This is a genomic window from Ruminococcus sp. CAG:57 (assembly GCF_000435935.1).
GTDB classification, from domain to species: Bacteria; Bacillota; Clostridia; order Oscillospirales; family Ruminococcaceae; genus Hominimerdicola; species Hominimerdicola aceti.
Genome location: NZ_FR890747.1, coordinates 1 through 14,105, shown reverse-complemented (window position 1 = coordinate 14,105; position 14,105 = coordinate 1). Strand labels below are relative to the sequence as shown.

General features: G+C 44.5%; 11 protein-coding genes. 5 read left to right on the top strand and 6 right to left on the bottom strand.

What is annotated here, in order from left to right:
- Nucleotides 1–205 precede the first annotated feature (205 nt).
- From QVO88_RS07895 to QVO88_RS07875, 5 genes are all read left to right on the top strand, one after another.
- Nucleotides 206–2,482 carry a SpoIIE family protein phosphatase gene (locus tag QVO88_RS07895; protein WP_022287955.1) on the top strand — a complete coding sequence of 759 codons (2,277 nt, stop codon included), beginning with the start codon at nucleotides 206–208 and terminating at the stop codon, nucleotides 2,480–2,482.
- Between the two features lie 243 nt (nucleotides 2,483–2,725).
- The gene (glgB, locus tag QVO88_RS07890; RefSeq protein WP_022287954.1) at nucleotides 2,726–4,747 is read left to right on the top strand and encodes a 1,4-alpha-glucan branching protein GlgB; all 2,022 of its coding nucleotides are present in this window, start codon (nucleotides 2,726–2,728) and stop codon (nucleotides 4,745–4,747) included.
- A gap of 35 nt (nucleotides 4,748–4,782) precedes the next feature.
- Nucleotides 4,783–5,985, top strand: a complete 1,203-nt coding sequence (locus QVO88_RS07885) for a glucose-1-phosphate adenylyltransferase (RefSeq protein WP_022287953.1) — start codon at nucleotides 4,783–4,785, stop codon at nucleotides 5,983–5,985.
- Nucleotides 5,986–6,014: 29 nt separating this feature from the next.
- On the top strand, nucleotides 6,015–7,130 hold the full coding sequence (gene glgD / locus QVO88_RS07880) for a glucose-1-phosphate adenylyltransferase subunit GlgD (protein ID WP_242992021.1): 1,116 nt from the start codon (nucleotides 6,015–6,017) through the stop codon (nucleotides 7,128–7,130).
- 35 nt (nucleotides 7,131–7,165) lie between these two features.
- Nucleotides 7,166–8,578 (top strand): glycogen synthase, encoded by a 1,413-nt coding sequence (locus QVO88_RS07875; protein ID WP_022287951.1) that lies wholly within the window; start codon nucleotides 7,166–7,168, stop codon nucleotides 8,576–8,578.
- A gap of 160 nt (nucleotides 8,579–8,738) precedes the next feature.
- On the opposite strand, the gene QVO88_RS07870 is transcribed toward QVO88_RS07875, so the two are convergent.
- The 6 genes from QVO88_RS07870 to QVO88_RS07845 all read right to left on the bottom strand — a co-directional run bounded on the left by QVO88_RS07870 (nucleotide 8,739) and on the right by QVO88_RS07845 (nucleotide 14,028).
- Nucleotides 8,739–9,269, bottom strand: coding sequence for an HDIG domain-containing metalloprotein (locus QVO88_RS07870; RefSeq protein ID WP_022287950.1), 531 nt, complete (start codon nucleotides 9,267–9,269; stop codon nucleotides 8,739–8,741).
- Between the two features lie 232 nt (nucleotides 9,270–9,501).
- Entirely contained in the window at nucleotides 9,502–10,398 is an 897-nt protein-coding gene (locus QVO88_RS07865) for a radical SAM protein (RefSeq protein ID WP_022287949.1), read from the bottom strand.
- Complete coding sequence (locus QVO88_RS07860; protein ID WP_022287948.1) at nucleotides 10,395–11,489, bottom strand: hypothetical protein; 1,095 nt, start codon at nucleotides 11,487–11,489, stop codon at nucleotides 10,395–10,397. The genes QVO88_RS07865 and QVO88_RS07860 overlap by 4 nt, the downstream gene beginning before the upstream one ends.
- 13 nt (nucleotides 11,490–11,502) lie before the next feature.
- The gene (gene ispE / locus QVO88_RS07855; protein ID WP_022287947.1) at nucleotides 11,503–12,384 is read right to left on the bottom strand and encodes a 4-(cytidine 5'-diphospho)-2-C-methyl-D-erythritol kinase; all 882 of its coding nucleotides are present in this window, start codon (nucleotides 12,382–12,384) and stop codon (nucleotides 11,503–11,505) included.
- Entirely contained in the window at nucleotides 12,368–13,552 is a 1,185-nt protein-coding gene (locus tag QVO88_RS07850) for an aminotransferase class I/II-fold pyridoxal phosphate-dependent enzyme (RefSeq protein ID WP_022287946.1), read from the bottom strand. Before QVO88_RS07850 ends, ispE begins: the two co-directional genes overlap by 17 nt.
- On the bottom strand, nucleotides 13,549–14,028 hold the full coding sequence (locus QVO88_RS07845; RefSeq protein WP_022287945.1) for an Lrp/AsnC family transcriptional regulator: 480 nt from the start codon (nucleotides 14,026–14,028) through the stop codon (nucleotides 13,549–13,551). Before QVO88_RS07845 ends, QVO88_RS07850 begins: the two co-directional genes overlap by 4 nt.
- Nucleotides 14,029–14,105: the final 77 nt, after the last annotated feature.

The window sequence follows — 14,105 nt, the reverse complement described above, 5'->3', positions numbered from 1 at the left end:
TCCCGCTTTGCTCGTTCGTTTTGCTCCATATTGCTTTATATTATCTGCGTTTTCTACATCAGATTTTCATGACGTTGAAAGTTATGAGATCTGTCCGTAAATTTGGTCAGTATTTCAATTTCAAGCCCATATTGCGACACCTTTCGCTTGATAGTCCTGCTAAAATGTAATTATTACATTTTGGAAACATAGGACGTGATAAGCAATGGAAAAAATACGGCATACGGCAAAATTTCATACCTCAGGCAAAACGAATGTACTTATGGCTGTTTTATCGGCGGCAGCAGCGTTTGCGGCAAGCTTCGGAAAGATCTTAGGCTTCCCCTCGTCAATGAACGTGGCGGTGGCAGTGCTTTCGGGAACTAATGTGATACCTGCTTTTTTAGGCTCAGCACTTGCATATTTTGTAAGCGGAACATTCTCAGAGGGTATCGTTCAGCTTTGTGCGATACTTGTTATAGGGGCGGTAAGGCTTGTGATGCCCTCTGCTGACCATAAGGACGACCCCGTTTTTGTGTCGCTCCTCACAACAGGAGCAATGCTTCTTTTCAGCTGTGTAATGTCGGTTGCAATGCCGTCGGATACATATACGGCTTCACTGCGAATGATAAGCTCGCTCATGTGTGGCTGTGTTGTTTTTATTGCACTGACCGTAAAACGTCAAAGAAACCGAAGCGGTGTTTTTGACCTCACAGGAATAAACGGAGTTTTCACAGCTATACTTTATATTATGTTTATCTCGACCATCACTGCCGCACCGCTCCATGTGGTGAACCTGGGCAGGATAGCAGGCACTTTGTTTATGCTTATGGCAGTGCGAAAGTATAGAAATATAGGCGGTGCAGTTGTTGGCGCATTGACCACCTGCGGTGTACTCCTTTGTACTCCGTCACTTGCGAGAAATACACTTTTGCTTGCCACGTCAGGACTTATTTGCGGAGCTTTTCTGCAATTCGGCTCTCTTGTGATAGTGCTTGTTTTCCTTGCAGTTTCACTTGTGAGCCTTGTGGCAATGGGCGTGAACGGTGATACATTTTCAATGTTTGCTGATTTGCTTATAGGCTCTGTGCTTTTTATCGCCCTGCCTGTTCCTGTGATAAAAAGGGTGGCAAAAAAAGTGGTGGGAGTGAAAAATTCCGTTGACCTTGTAGGGCAGACCACTTCTTCAAAGCTCAATATGGCTTCGAGAACTCTGGGCGGTATCAGAGGTCAGCTTACAATGGTCACTGCGGCGATAGATAAACGCTCAAAGGAAGCTACATTGTCAAAGCGTGTACGATCTGTTGTTTGTACCGATTGCGATATGTACTCAGTGTGCAGTAAGCGTTGTGTACAGCTTGATGACAGCTTTTCAAAGCTTGAAAGTATAGTTTGTACATATAATAACCTCAGCCTTGACGACGTTGAAAAGCATTTGGGAGGCTGTGTGAGAAAGTCGCTTCTTTGCAAAAGCTTCAATGAATTGTATACCGACTTTGTGGCAGAACGTGCCGACAGCATGAGAGTTCGTGAAATGCGTGAGTTTTTAAGCGAACAGCTTTCCTCCATGGAGGATATCTTATCCGACCTTTCTTTCAGGGCAGGTCAGGTGAGAAGCGTTGATCCTCAGCTTTCAGCAAGAGTAAGGGAGCATTTCTCAAACCTTGGCTATCCAAATGTGAAAGCCTGCGTTTACATAGACGAAAACCTTTGTCAGCGTGTGGACGTTTTTATAACTGCGCAGTTCAGGGGTGATCTTGTAAGGCTCACAGCAACGCTTTCAGAAATGATAGATTATGACCTTGATATGCCTGTGATAGTCAAGGTGGATAATATAACCAGAATGTCCTTTGCGGAAATACCGAAATTCACAGTTGATATAAAAAGCTTTTCAGCTTCGTCAAGCGGAGAATATTCGGGAGACAGCTTTGAAGTCTTCGATTCAAGCGTCAACGAAAAGTATATCGTCCTTTCAGACGGCATGGGAACAGGAAAAAGAGCGAGACTGGATTCATTGTTTTCCGTAAGTCTTGTTACAAGGCTCATACGATCGGGAATGTCTATGCAGACAGCCCATAGGCTTATAAATTCCATGCTCAGAGTTAAGGGCTGGGAGGAATCTTTTGCGACCCTTGATATAATGCGGCTGGAGCTTAATGGCGGAACGGTGCAGTTTCTTAAATCGGGTGCGGCGCAAAGCTTTCTTTTCCGTGACGGCGGTCTTAAAGCTATCGGCGGACAGGCTTTTCCTGCTGGGATACTTGCGGAGTGTACACCTGATGTGAGCGAGCTTAAGCTCTTTGACGGGGACGTTCTGCTTATGACCTCAGACGGTGTCGAGGACGCTACAGCACGAGAGATACTCCGCTGTAACGGAATGAACGCTCAGGAGATAGTCACGGCGCTTGGCGCAAAGGCGCTTGCTCAGCGAACAGGAGGCAGGCGTGACGATATAACTATTATTGCCGCAAAAATTTTCCTTCGTGACGAGAATGAAGAATGAATGTAAATGACTTTGCCGACTTTTGCCTGCAATTTTTTACTTTTGTATACTTTGACTTTACTTTTTCTATGTTATTATATAAAATCTATTGTGCAAAATATATAAAACTATCTGTTGAAATATGTGCGAATACGAGAATAACTACTAAAACTATTGCAAATTTGTTCAAAAAAGATTAAAATGTAAGTATGAAACACCGAAATTATTCAGCGGTTTTCACAAAAAGACAAGGGAGGCTGAATTATGATAGATATTATTCCAAAGGATTATGAACTGCCGCTCTATCTTTTCCACAATGGCACAAACTGCGAAACATATAAGTTTCTTGGCTGTCATAAGGGAGAGAAAGACGGCATAGAAGGATATTATTTCAGAGTCTGGGCAGCACACGCTGAGGGCATTTCTGTTGTGGGAGATTTCAATGACTGGGACGAAAATGCCACTCCAATGGAGAAGATAGACGACTCAGAGGTGTGGGAGGCTTTTGTTACAGGACTTCAGACTTATGATACATATAAATACTGTATCCACGGCTGTGACGGCAAGACCCATTATAAGGCTGATCCGTACGGCACACACATGGAGGTCGCTCCGAACACCGGCTCAAAGGTTTTCGATATAGACGATTATCTTTGGAGCGATAAAAAGTGGATGACCGAGAAGAAGTCTAAGGATATCTACAATTGTCCTATGAATATCTATGAGGTACATCTCAATTCATGGAAGGCTTGTCCTGACGGAAAATATTTCTCATATGTTAGATTTGCAGATACTATAATCCCATATATAAAGGAAATGGGCTATACTCATATCGAGCTTATGCCGCTGGCGGAATATCCTTTTGACGGCTCTTGGGGCTATCAGGGTATCGGCTATTTTGCGCCGACTTCACGTTTCGGCACGCCTTATGACTTCATGAAAATGATAGACCTTTTCCATTTGGCGGGAATAGGCGTTATCCTTGATTGGGTGCCTGCGCATTTTCCTAGAGATGAGGCAGGACTGTTCGAGTTTGACGGAGGTCCGTCATATGAATACTCTGACCCGAAAAAGGCAGATCACCTCACTTGGGGAACGAGAGTTTTCGATTATTCAAAGGGCGAGGTAAAGTCATTCCTTATCTCAAACGCTCTTTACTGGATAGAAAAATATCACGTTGACGGTCTGAGAGTTGACGCTGTTGCGTCTATGCTTTATCTTGACTATGACAGACGTGACGGAGAGTGGACGCCTAACAAGTTCGGCGGCAAGGAAAATCTTGAAGCCGTTCAGTTCTTCAAGGATCTCAATACCGCTGTGTTCGGAAGAAACCCTAATACCCTTATGATAGCCGAAGAGTCAACTTCATGGCCTATGGTAACAAAGCCTGCGAGCGACGGCGGTCTTGGCTTCAACTTCAAGTGGAACATGGGCTGGATGAATGATATGCTCAAATATATGGCTCTTGACCCTATTGACAGAGCTTTTCATCATGATATGCTCACGTTCTCATTCTTCTATGCTTTCTCTGAAAACTTTATTTTGCCTATCTCTCATGATGAGGTAGTGCATGGTAAGGCTTCATTGGTAAATAAAATGTATGGTGGAGATATCGACAATAAGTTCAAGCAGTGCAAGCTGTTCATGGCTTATATGATGGCTCACCCAGGTAAGAAGCTTCTGTTCATGGGTGCTGATTTTGCTCAGTTCAGAGAGTGGGATTACGAGAATGGTCTGGAATGGTTCATGGTGGACGAATATGAGAACCACCGCAATTATCTGAACTACTCCAAGAACCTCAATCATTTCTATCTTGACCACCCTCAGTTCTGGGAAAGAGATTTCTCTTGGGAGGGCTTTAGCTGGATATCAAATGACGATTTCAAGCAGAGTATCATCATCTTCAGACGTTTTGACAAAAACGGCGGAGAGGTCATCGTGGTTTGCAACTTCGTTCCTGTGGAAAGAAAGTCATACTGCTTTGGCGTTCCTTACTGGGGCAGCTATACAGAGGTGTTCAACTCGTCTTCTGTTGACGGATCCCCTTGCACGAACGGTACTGTCAAGGCGGTAGATGTTAAGATGCACGGCTTTGACCAGTCAGTCTGCATCGATATTCCTGCGTTCTCTTGTATGTATTTCACGGTGAAGAAAGAGGAAAGACCTGTGCCTGAGAAAAAGGCAGAGGGAAAGAAAAAAACAAAGACAGCGGCTAAGAAAACTGCTGTCAAGAAAGCCGCTAAGGCGAAAACAACTAAGAAGTCCACAGCTAAAAAGGCTGAGTAATATAGACTTAATAAAAATTGGTGGGTGAATTAATTATGTTCAACAAAAAAGAATGTGTTGCAATGCTGCTGGCAGGCGGTCAGGGAAGCAGATTGTATGCCCTGACACAGAGCGTTGCAAAACCGGCAGTACCTTTCGGTGCTAAGTATCGTATCATTGATTTTCCTCTCTCGAACTGTATCAATTCAGGTATCGACACAGTGGGCGTGCTGACACAGTATCAGCCATTGGTACTCAATGAGTACATTGGAAACGGTCAGCCTTGGGATCTTGACAGAATACACGGAGGCGTTCATGTGCTTCCTCCTTATCAGACAGCTTCAGGCGCTGATTGGTATTCGGGTACTGCAAACGCTATTTATCAGAATATCGCTTTTGTAGACAGATATGACCCTGAGTATGTTGTTGTTCTTTCAGGCGACCATATCTATAAAATGGATTACAACAAGATGCTTGAATATCACAAAGCTAAGAACGCTGACGCTACTATCGCTGTTCTGGACGTTCCAAAGGAAGAGGCGTCACGTTTCGGTATCATGATAACCGACGAGGACGACAACATCATAGACTTCGAGGAGAAGCCAAAGAACCCTCGTTCAACTCTTGCTTCAATGGGTATTTACATATTCACTTGGAAGAAGCTGAAAGCTTATCTTATCGCTAATGAGAACGACAAGGAAGCTTCAAAGGACTTCGGCAAGAACATTATCCCTGACATGAGAGAAGCAGGCGAGAAGCTTGTGGCTTATCGTTTTGACGGCTACTGGAAGGACGTTGGAACTATAGATTCTCTTTGGGAAGCTAATATGGACCTTATCAATCCTAACATTCCTATCGATCTTTATGATACAAGCTGGAAGATATACTCAAGAAACCCTGTTATGCCACCTCAGAGCATAGGCAAGAACGCTCAGGTACAGAACTCTATGGTAACAGAGGGCTGCGTTATCGACGGTTCAGTCGAGTTCTCAATGATCTCTGACGGCGTTACTGTTGAGGAAGGCGCTGAGATACTGGATTCTATCCTTATGCCTGGCGCAGTTGTCAAGAAGGGTGCAAAGGTCGAGTATGCTATCGTTGGCGAGAACACTGTTATCGGTGAGAACGCTCAGATCGGTGCAAGACCTGAAACTATCGAGGACAAGGACTCATGGGGCGTTGCTGTAGTGGGCAATAATCTGACTGTTTCTGACGGCAGTGTTGTTGCACCAAAGGCAATAATTTACGAGAATATCTAAGAAAGGACCGAGTAAACATGGATGTAAATATGGGTAACGTACTGGGTCTTGTTTTCGCTAATATGCACGACACGACTCTTGGCGACATGACAAAGAACAGAACTATGGGTTCTGTAATGTTCGGCGGAAGATACCGCCTTATCGACTTCCCACTGTCTAACATGGTAAACAGCGGCATAAGCGAGGTCGGTGTTATAACAAAATCTAACTATCAGTCACTTCTGGATCACCTCGGCTCTGCAAGAGAGTGGGATCTGGCCAGAAAAAAGGGCGGACTTTACATTCTGCCTCCATTCGGCAACGTTGAAAGCACTCTTTACAGAGGCAGGATCGAGGCTCTTTATGGTGCGATGAGCTTTATCAAGCACTCAAGAGCTAAATATGTTATCCTTTCAGACTGTGACGTTGTAACTAATATTGATTACAAGCCTATCGTTGCGGCTCACATCGAGAGCGGTGCTGATATTACTGCTGTTGCACACACTGGCGTTTACAGCTCTGATGATATAAAGACTTCAACTGTATTCAACGTTGACGCTGACAAGAACGTAACCTCTGTTCTTATCAATCCTGACATCAGCGGCACTTGCACAACGAGCCTTAATGTGTTCGTTATGTCAATGGATTTCCTTATTGAAACTGTTAATGACGCAATGGCCAGAGGAAATGTAAGCTTTGAGAGAAATATTCTTCAGGAGAAGTGCAGAGAGCTTAAGATAAAGATCTACGAGTACGATAACTATTTCAGCAAGCTCAACAGCCCTGAAAGCTACTTTAAGTCAAACATGGCTCTGCTTGAACCTGAGAATGCACGCAAGCTGTTCGTTCCAAAGCGTTCTATATACACAAAGGTAAGCGACAATGCTCCTGTTAAGTACGATCTGGACAGCAAGGTATCAAATTCTCTTATTGCTGACGGCTGTATCATAGAGGGCGAGGTAGAGAACTCTGTACTGTTCAGAGGCGTTAAGGTAGGCAAGGGTGCAAAGGTCAAGAACTGTATCCTTATGCAGGGCACTGTTGTTGGTGACAATGCTGAGCTTAACTATCTTATCACAGACAAGAACGTTTCTATCTGTGAAAACCATATCCTTACAAGCTCGCCACAGTATCCTATGTATGTAGGAAAGGGAGCTTCTGTATAAAAAGGTCGCAATGACTTAGGAAAGAGGGTTCGGATATGAACATACTTTATACTGCAAGTGAGGCTTTGCCTTTTATTGCTTCAGGTGGATTGGCTGATGTTGCAGGCTCACTGCCTGCGGCTATCAATGCCGAGGGTCACGATTGCAGAGTCGTGATACCTTATTACAGCTCTATCAGGCAGGAGCTTAAGGACAAGCTGACATATGTTACGAATTTCACTGTGCCGGTGGCATGGAGAAATCAATACTGCGGCGTTTTTACAGGCGTTGTGAACGGAGTGACTTATTATCTGCTTGATAATGAGTATTACTTCCAGAGAAACGGTCTGTATGGCTTTTATGATGATGCTGAGAGATTTATATTCTTCTCAAGGGCAGTTCTCGAGCTGCTGAGATACATCGACTTTAAGCCAAATGTTATAAACGCCAATGACTGGCAGACGGCACTTGTTCCTGTTTATTATGATATTTTCTACCGCTATCAGCAGGGTTATGAGGATATCAAGACGGTATTTACCATACACAATATTCAGTATCAGGGACAATATGGCTTAGAACTTATCAACGATATTATGGGCATTCCGCTTTATCATACGGATCTGCTTTCATATGACGGTGATGTGAACTTTATGAAGGCTGCTATTGAAACGGCTGACAAGGTGACGACAGTTTCGCCAAGCTATGCTTGGGAGATACTTGATCCATGGTATTCACATGGTCTTGACAGGGAGCTTGTTAACAAGCAATACAAGCTTTGCGGAATACTTAATGGTATAGATCAGAAGATTTATGATCCTGCAACTGATCCTGTTATTGCTAAGAATTATAGTTTGAATGACAAGACGGGCAAGGCTGTTTGCAAGCACGCTTTGCTCAGCGAGCTTGGCATGGCACATGGAAAAGAGCCTGTTATCGGTATCGTAACGAGATTTGTTTCACACAAGGGTCTTGACCTTATCAAGTATGTGTTTGAGGACATCATCAGACTTGGCTGCAAGTTTGCTATTCTTGGTTCGGGGGAGAAGATATACGAGGACTTTTTCAGCGAAATGCATTATCGTTATCCTGACAGAGTGGGTCTGACCATCGGTTTTGTGCCTGAGCTGTCCAAGAAGATATATGCTGGTGCGGATATGTTCCTTATGCCGTCGCAGAGCGAGCCTTGCGGTTTGGCTCAGATGATCGCTTTGAGATATGGTACTATACCTATCGTAAGAGAGACAGGCGGTTTGAGAGACAGTATCCATGATGCAGGCGACAAGAATGGAAACGGCTTTACTTTCAAGTCTTACAACGCACATGATATGCTTGACGCTGTTGTTAGAGCCAGGGCATACTATGATGACAAGATGAAGTGGGGCAGGCTTGTGAACACTGCGCTCAAGCAGAATTTCAGTTGGACAAAGTCCGCCAAGGATTACATTGCACTTTACAACGACATTCACTAAACACCAATATCCGTTTATTTTGCCTGATAAACGGGAAAGACCGTCCCTTATCTTAGGGGCGGTCTTTTTGTGTTTATATAAGTGTACGATCAATTGTACATTTATTTAGGACTTTGTCAACAAACTGAAAGCGGACAGGTGTGTGCCTGTCCGCTTTGGTTTAATGCTGTTTTGTTCGCATTGCTTTCGCTTTTTCTTTCATTTTCTGACCCAAATAAGAGCCTATTTCCAACATTGCGGTGTATTTGTCGATACACACGATAACGTAAGATTCAGCGTATTTAGGGAATTTCAGGGTCAGCGGCCACATATGCTTGACTATCATATCCTCCTCACGCTTGCCTATCTCAAAATGCTGTTTTGCATTGTTGAGTGCGACCTTTGGGTGGGTCATTCCGTGAGGCATTTCGCCTTTTTTCTTCTCACGATCCCGCCAATCATAAAGAAACAGATCGTGAAGCAGACCTGCTCTTGCTGCGGATCTTGAATTTAGTCCCAATTTTCTGCAAACGAGATAGTTATAGTAGGATACATTGATGCAATGCTGATAGCAAGTCGTACTATAGTGATGACGAAAATTTTTCATTTCGTTTACAACATCGCTGTCAAGCAGGTCCTTTACAAACTCAAAATACTCCTTTGCTTCCTCGGAATTTTCAATGGAATATCTTGAACCGAAAGCCTTTGACATTTGCATGACCTCTTTTCGATAACTTATATGCAGGCGGCAATTTTGCTGCCCTTTTTACGGTTGGTGACTAATGTTTACCCCATAAGTTACCCCATTCAAGTTTGTTTTACCAAACTTACATTAACATTATAAACTTTTTTGTTCAAAATGTCAATAGGGAATGTATAACAATTTTATTACAAAAATATCGGGCTGTCTGCGTTAGCATGGCAGTCCGATAAAAAATTGGATGTCAGTAGTATTTTTCGTCATAAAATTTGGGGATAAAATCTTTGGCGGCGGATGTGCGGCTTTGGACAAAACCCTCAAAACCGTATTTATTCACGGCGTCAATGACGGTGTTATACTCGAAAGTTGATGTCTTACGGCAAAGCTCTTTGTAGTCAAAGGCTTTATACACGGGGGTGAACTGGCTCATAAGACTTATCATTATCTCGTTTTTGGCAAAATTTTTGCCTAGCCACTCCATAAGCTTTATGGAGTCTTTACGGTGAGTAGGGAGGACAAGGTGGCGGACTATTGTGCCGCTCTGCATTATGCCCTTTTCGTCAAAGGTTGGCTTGCCTGAAAGCTCTGCCATTTTATGTATTGAAGCAGCGGCGTTTTCAAAATAGTCTGCGGCTTTGGAATATTTATCCGAAAGTGTAGGATCAAAATATTTAAGGTCGGGTAAAAATATCTGCACATAGCCACGAAGAAGCTCCAGCGTTTGGTGCTTTTCATAACCGCCGCTGTTATAGACCACGGGGATAGTGAGCTTATCTTTACAGAGGTCGAGCGCTTTGATTATTTGCGGAACGAAATGGGTGGGATTGACGAGGTTTATGTTGTTTGCGCCCATTGATTGAAGCCGCAGAAAAGTGTCTGCAAGCTCTTGCTCGGTAAGCTCAAAGCCTTTGCTCTGAGCGGATATCTCGTAGTTTTGGCAGAAACAGCATTTCAGGCAGCAGCCTGAGAAAAATACTGTTCCTGAGCCTTCTGTGCCGCTGATACAAGGTTCTTCCCACATATGAAGCTCGGCTCGGGCTATCCTTACTTTGGCAGTTTCACCGCAGAAGCCTTTATGCTCGTATCTGTTCACTTTGCACTCTCTTGGGCAGAGGGTACAGCTTTTAAGGATATCGTTCATGCCGCTGTGTCAACTCCGCCTATTTTGGTGTAGGAGTCAGAGGATAGGTCGCCTGATGAGTCTGTGTTTTCGTCAAGGGGGATATTGAACTGGAATGAATCTGTTATAAAATCGTCGTTCTGGAAGCAGGCTGTGAACGTGGTGCGCTTTGAATCGGCTGGGACAAGAAACTTGATCGTATAGGTCTTATCGTCTTCGTAGTCGCTTTCACCGGGGAAGAAGTTGTTTGAGAAAAACGAATTATCGTTTTCGTCATAGGCGGTGTTGTAGGCAAAGGTGAATTTTACCTGTCTGTTGCTATCGCTGATATTAACATCAAGGTCGAGGTCTATTTCCCATACTGTGTCACCGCTTATAATACCGCCTGAAAGGGAGTTTCTTTCCTCATCGGTCAGGTCGCTTACTTTGCGTTCGGTGAGGGTATAGCCTTGATACTGAACGCTGTAGGTACCGTCCTCAGCGTCTTGCGCTACATAGAGGTTGGAATGGTCGGTGTAGTCATCTTCGGCTTCACTATAGGTATCGTCATAATCGTAGTCATAGTTATAGTCGTCATATTTGCTTGAAATTATTTTTGATGAGACAAAGCCTATGATAGTTGGGAGGATAGCCATAAGGATTATTATGACCACAACGGCGGTGGCACAGCCTTTGCCGCCATTCTTTTTGTTAGAGTGGTTTATGTTCGTGGCGCTGAAGCTATAGGAGCTGTTGTTTGGGCGGTTATAGCTTGTGCGCTGTTGGCTGTAGTTATTGAGGGCGGCAAGCTTTTCGGCTCTTGAATTTGAATAGCTTGGGGGAGGGGTCGGTTTTTTAGGTGGGGTATAGGTGCTTTGGAAATTCTCGTCCCTTGCTTCCTCTTTACGTTCCTCGGAAACGAAATCGTTCTTTTCTTCTTTGAAGGTGTCATTTTCAGACTGACCAAACCAGCCGTCCTGCTCGTTATCGGCACGGAGATCATGAGAGTGCAGGTCATCTGAAAGGCTGTTACAGCTTATATCCTCGTCACGGGCTGTGAAGCACTCAGGACAAATTATCTCATCATCGCTTTTAAAGCGGTATCCGCAAATTCTGCATTTATTTCTGCTCAATTATTTCACCTCATTAATATACAAATTCCCAGCCCTGTTTTACAGGCTGACAAACGCACTTATAGTTCCAGCTTGACAGCTTTTCTGCGGCTGTTTGTGCGGAAGCGATATCGGGAAAAACTCCAAAAACGGCTGAGCCGCTTCCTGTCATCAGGGCGGAGAGAGCTCCGCTGTTTTTAAGCTCCTGCACTGCATGAGCTATCTCCTCACGGTCGGCGGCATATTCCAGCACATTGAAAAGGTTTGAGCATATGCCGAAAAGCTTTCCGCCGCCGATATATCTCAGCAGGACGTCCATATTACAGCGTTTTGGGTTTGAAATGCTGTCATACTTTTTGAAAGCTTCGGGGGTGGAGATACCCACGTCGGGTTTTATTATTACGAAAGCGCAGTCGGGTGAGGGCAGGTTGCTCATTATTTCGCCAACGCCCTGACAGAGCCTTGTGCCGCCTGTAATACAGAAAGGCACGTCTGCACCCAGAGCCACGCCTATGGAGCAGAGCTGTTCATCGGTGAGCCTTGTATCAAACATGAAGTCCAAGGCTCTAAGGGTAGCGGCGGCGTCTGCACTTCCTCCGCCCATGCCTGCTTGTGAGGGGAGATTTTTCTCCACGTTCACTGTTATTTTACAGCCGAAGTCAATATGGGTGAAGTCGGCAAAGGCATGGTAGGCTTTTGTGATGATATTATCCTCGCCTTTTGGAAAGCTGTCAAGTTTGCAGGTAAGCTCTATGCCCTCGCCCTCAGAGAGTGTGAAGTCCAAGAGGTCGAAGCAGGACACTGACTGCATGACAGTATTTAGCATATGGTAGCCGTCATCACGTTTACCAACGATATCCAATGCAAGATTTATTTTTCCGTAGGCTTTTATTTTTAAATTACTGCACGTTACCATTTTTGATATCCTCTAAAAATTCTCCGATACGTTTGATAGCCTCTCTCAGGTGGTTAAGGGAATAGGCGTAGGAGACACGCACATAGCCCTCTCCGCACTCGCCGAAAGCATCTCCCGGCACGACGGCTACCTTTTTGGTGTACACAAGCTTTTCGCAGAAGTCGGTGCTTGTCATGCCTGTGCTTTTGATACAAGGGAAAACATAGAATGCGCCTTGTGGTGCAAAGCATTTAAGACCAAGCTTATTGAAAGAATCCACCACAAAGCGACGGCGGATATTATACTCGTTACGCATGGCATCTATATCCTTCTGACAACTGTGCATGGCAACGATAGCGGCATACTGGCTGACAGTAGGGGAGGACATGATAGCGTACTGATGAAGCTTGAGCATTTGGGACACTATCTCTTTTGGTCCGCCAAGGAAGCCAAGCCGCCAGCCTGTCATTGCAAAGCTTTTGGAAAAGCCGTTTATGACGATAGTGCGCTCACGCATACCCTCTATTTCTGCGATAGAGCAATGCTTGCCTGAATATGTAAGCTCGGAATATATCTCGTCTGAGGCTATCATGATATTGGTATCTTTAAGCACCTTTGCGATAGCTTCAAGATCTTCACGGCGCATTATCGCACCTGTTGGGTTATTAGGATAGGGCAGGACAAGGAGCTTGGTTTTGTCGGTTATTTTTTCACGAAGCTCGTCTGCTGTAAGTCGGAACTCGTTTTCTTCCTTTGTTTCTATGACCACTGGAACGCCGCCGCATAGTGAGACGATAGGACGATAACAGACAAAGGACGGTTCGACTATAAGGACTTCATCACCGGGTTGGATAAGGCATCTTATGGTAAGGTCGATAGCTTCAGAGCCGCCAACAGTGACGATTATTTCCTTATTAGGGTCATAGCTTGTGTGGATAGTACGCTGAAAATACTTGGCTATCTCTTCACGGAGTGCTATAAGTCCTGCGTTTGCGGTATAGCAGGTCTTGCCTTTTTCAAGGGTGGAGATAGCTTCCTGACGTATTAGCCACGGAGTTTTGAAGTCAGGCTCGCCAACGCCAAGGGAGATAACGCCCTCTAGCTGCTGAGCGATATCGAAAAATTTTCTGATACCTGAGGGCTTCATTTCCTTTATGGCAGGGCAAAGCACTTTATTATAATCTATCATGGGGAGATCAAACCTCTTTCGTCTTTATCATCTGTGCTTATCATGATGCCGTTGTCTTTATAGACCTTTAGCACGAAGTGTGTGGCGGTGGACTGGACAGCGTCGATAGTGGCAAGTCTTTGGGAAACAAACTGTGAGATATCCCTGATGTTTGCACCGTTCACGGCAACGATTATATCATAAGCACCTGACATAAGGCGGACGGACTCCACCTGCTCATAGCTTGCGATCTGGTTTGCTATCTCGTCAAAGCCTGACTGTGACTGTGGGGTGACTTTAAGTTCTATAAGAGCGAAAACTGAATTAGGGTCATAGGCACTTTCGTCAACGATCGCGGAATAGCCCTTTATTACGCCGTCTGCTTCAAGCTTGGCGATATCCGCTGCAACCTGCTCTTCTGTTTTATCGAGAAGAACGGCAAGCTCGCTGTTTGTGATACGGGCGTTGTTTTTCAGTAATTTTATAAGCTGATCCATAAATAAACCTCCTTTAGATTTATAAATATACATTATATATTATAACATATTATCTGTATGAACGCAAGTATTGTGAT

Excerpts from the sequence above, each read along its gene's own strand:
- QVO88_RS07895 (WP_022287955.1), top strand. The coding sequence starts at position 206 with ATGGAAAAAATACGGCATACGGCAAAATTTCATACCTCAGGCAAAACG.
- glgB (WP_022287954.1), top strand. The coding sequence starts at position 2,726 with ATGATAGATATTATTCCAAAGGATTATGAACTGCCGCTCTATCTTTTC.
- QVO88_RS07885 (WP_022287953.1), top strand. The coding sequence starts at position 4,783 with ATGTTCAACAAAAAAGAATGTGTTGCAATGCTGCTGGCAGGCGGTCAG.
- glgD (WP_242992021.1), top strand. The coding sequence starts at position 6,015 with ATGGGTAACGTACTGGGTCTTGTTTTCGCTAATATGCACGACACGACT.
- QVO88_RS07875 (WP_022287951.1), top strand. The coding sequence starts at position 7,166 with ATGAACATACTTTATACTGCAAGTGAGGCTTTGCCTTTTATTGCTTCA.
- QVO88_RS07870 (WP_022287950.1), bottom strand. The coding sequence starts at position 9,269 with ATGTCAAAGGCTTTCGGTTCAAGATATTCCATTGAAAATTCCGAGGAA.
- QVO88_RS07865 (WP_022287949.1), bottom strand. The coding sequence starts at position 10,398 with ATGAACGATATCCTTAAAAGCTGTACCCTCTGCCCAAGAGAGTGCAAA.
- ispE (WP_022287947.1), bottom strand. The coding sequence starts at position 12,384 with ATGGTAACGTGCAGTAATTTAAAAATAAAAGCCTACGGAAAAATAAAT.
- QVO88_RS07850 (WP_022287946.1), bottom strand. The coding sequence starts at position 13,552 with ATGATAGATTATAATAAAGTGCTTTGCCCTGCCATAAAGGAAATGAAG.
- QVO88_RS07845 (WP_022287945.1), bottom strand. The coding sequence starts at position 14,028 with ATGGATCAGCTTATAAAATTACTGAAAAACAACGCCCGTATCACAAAC.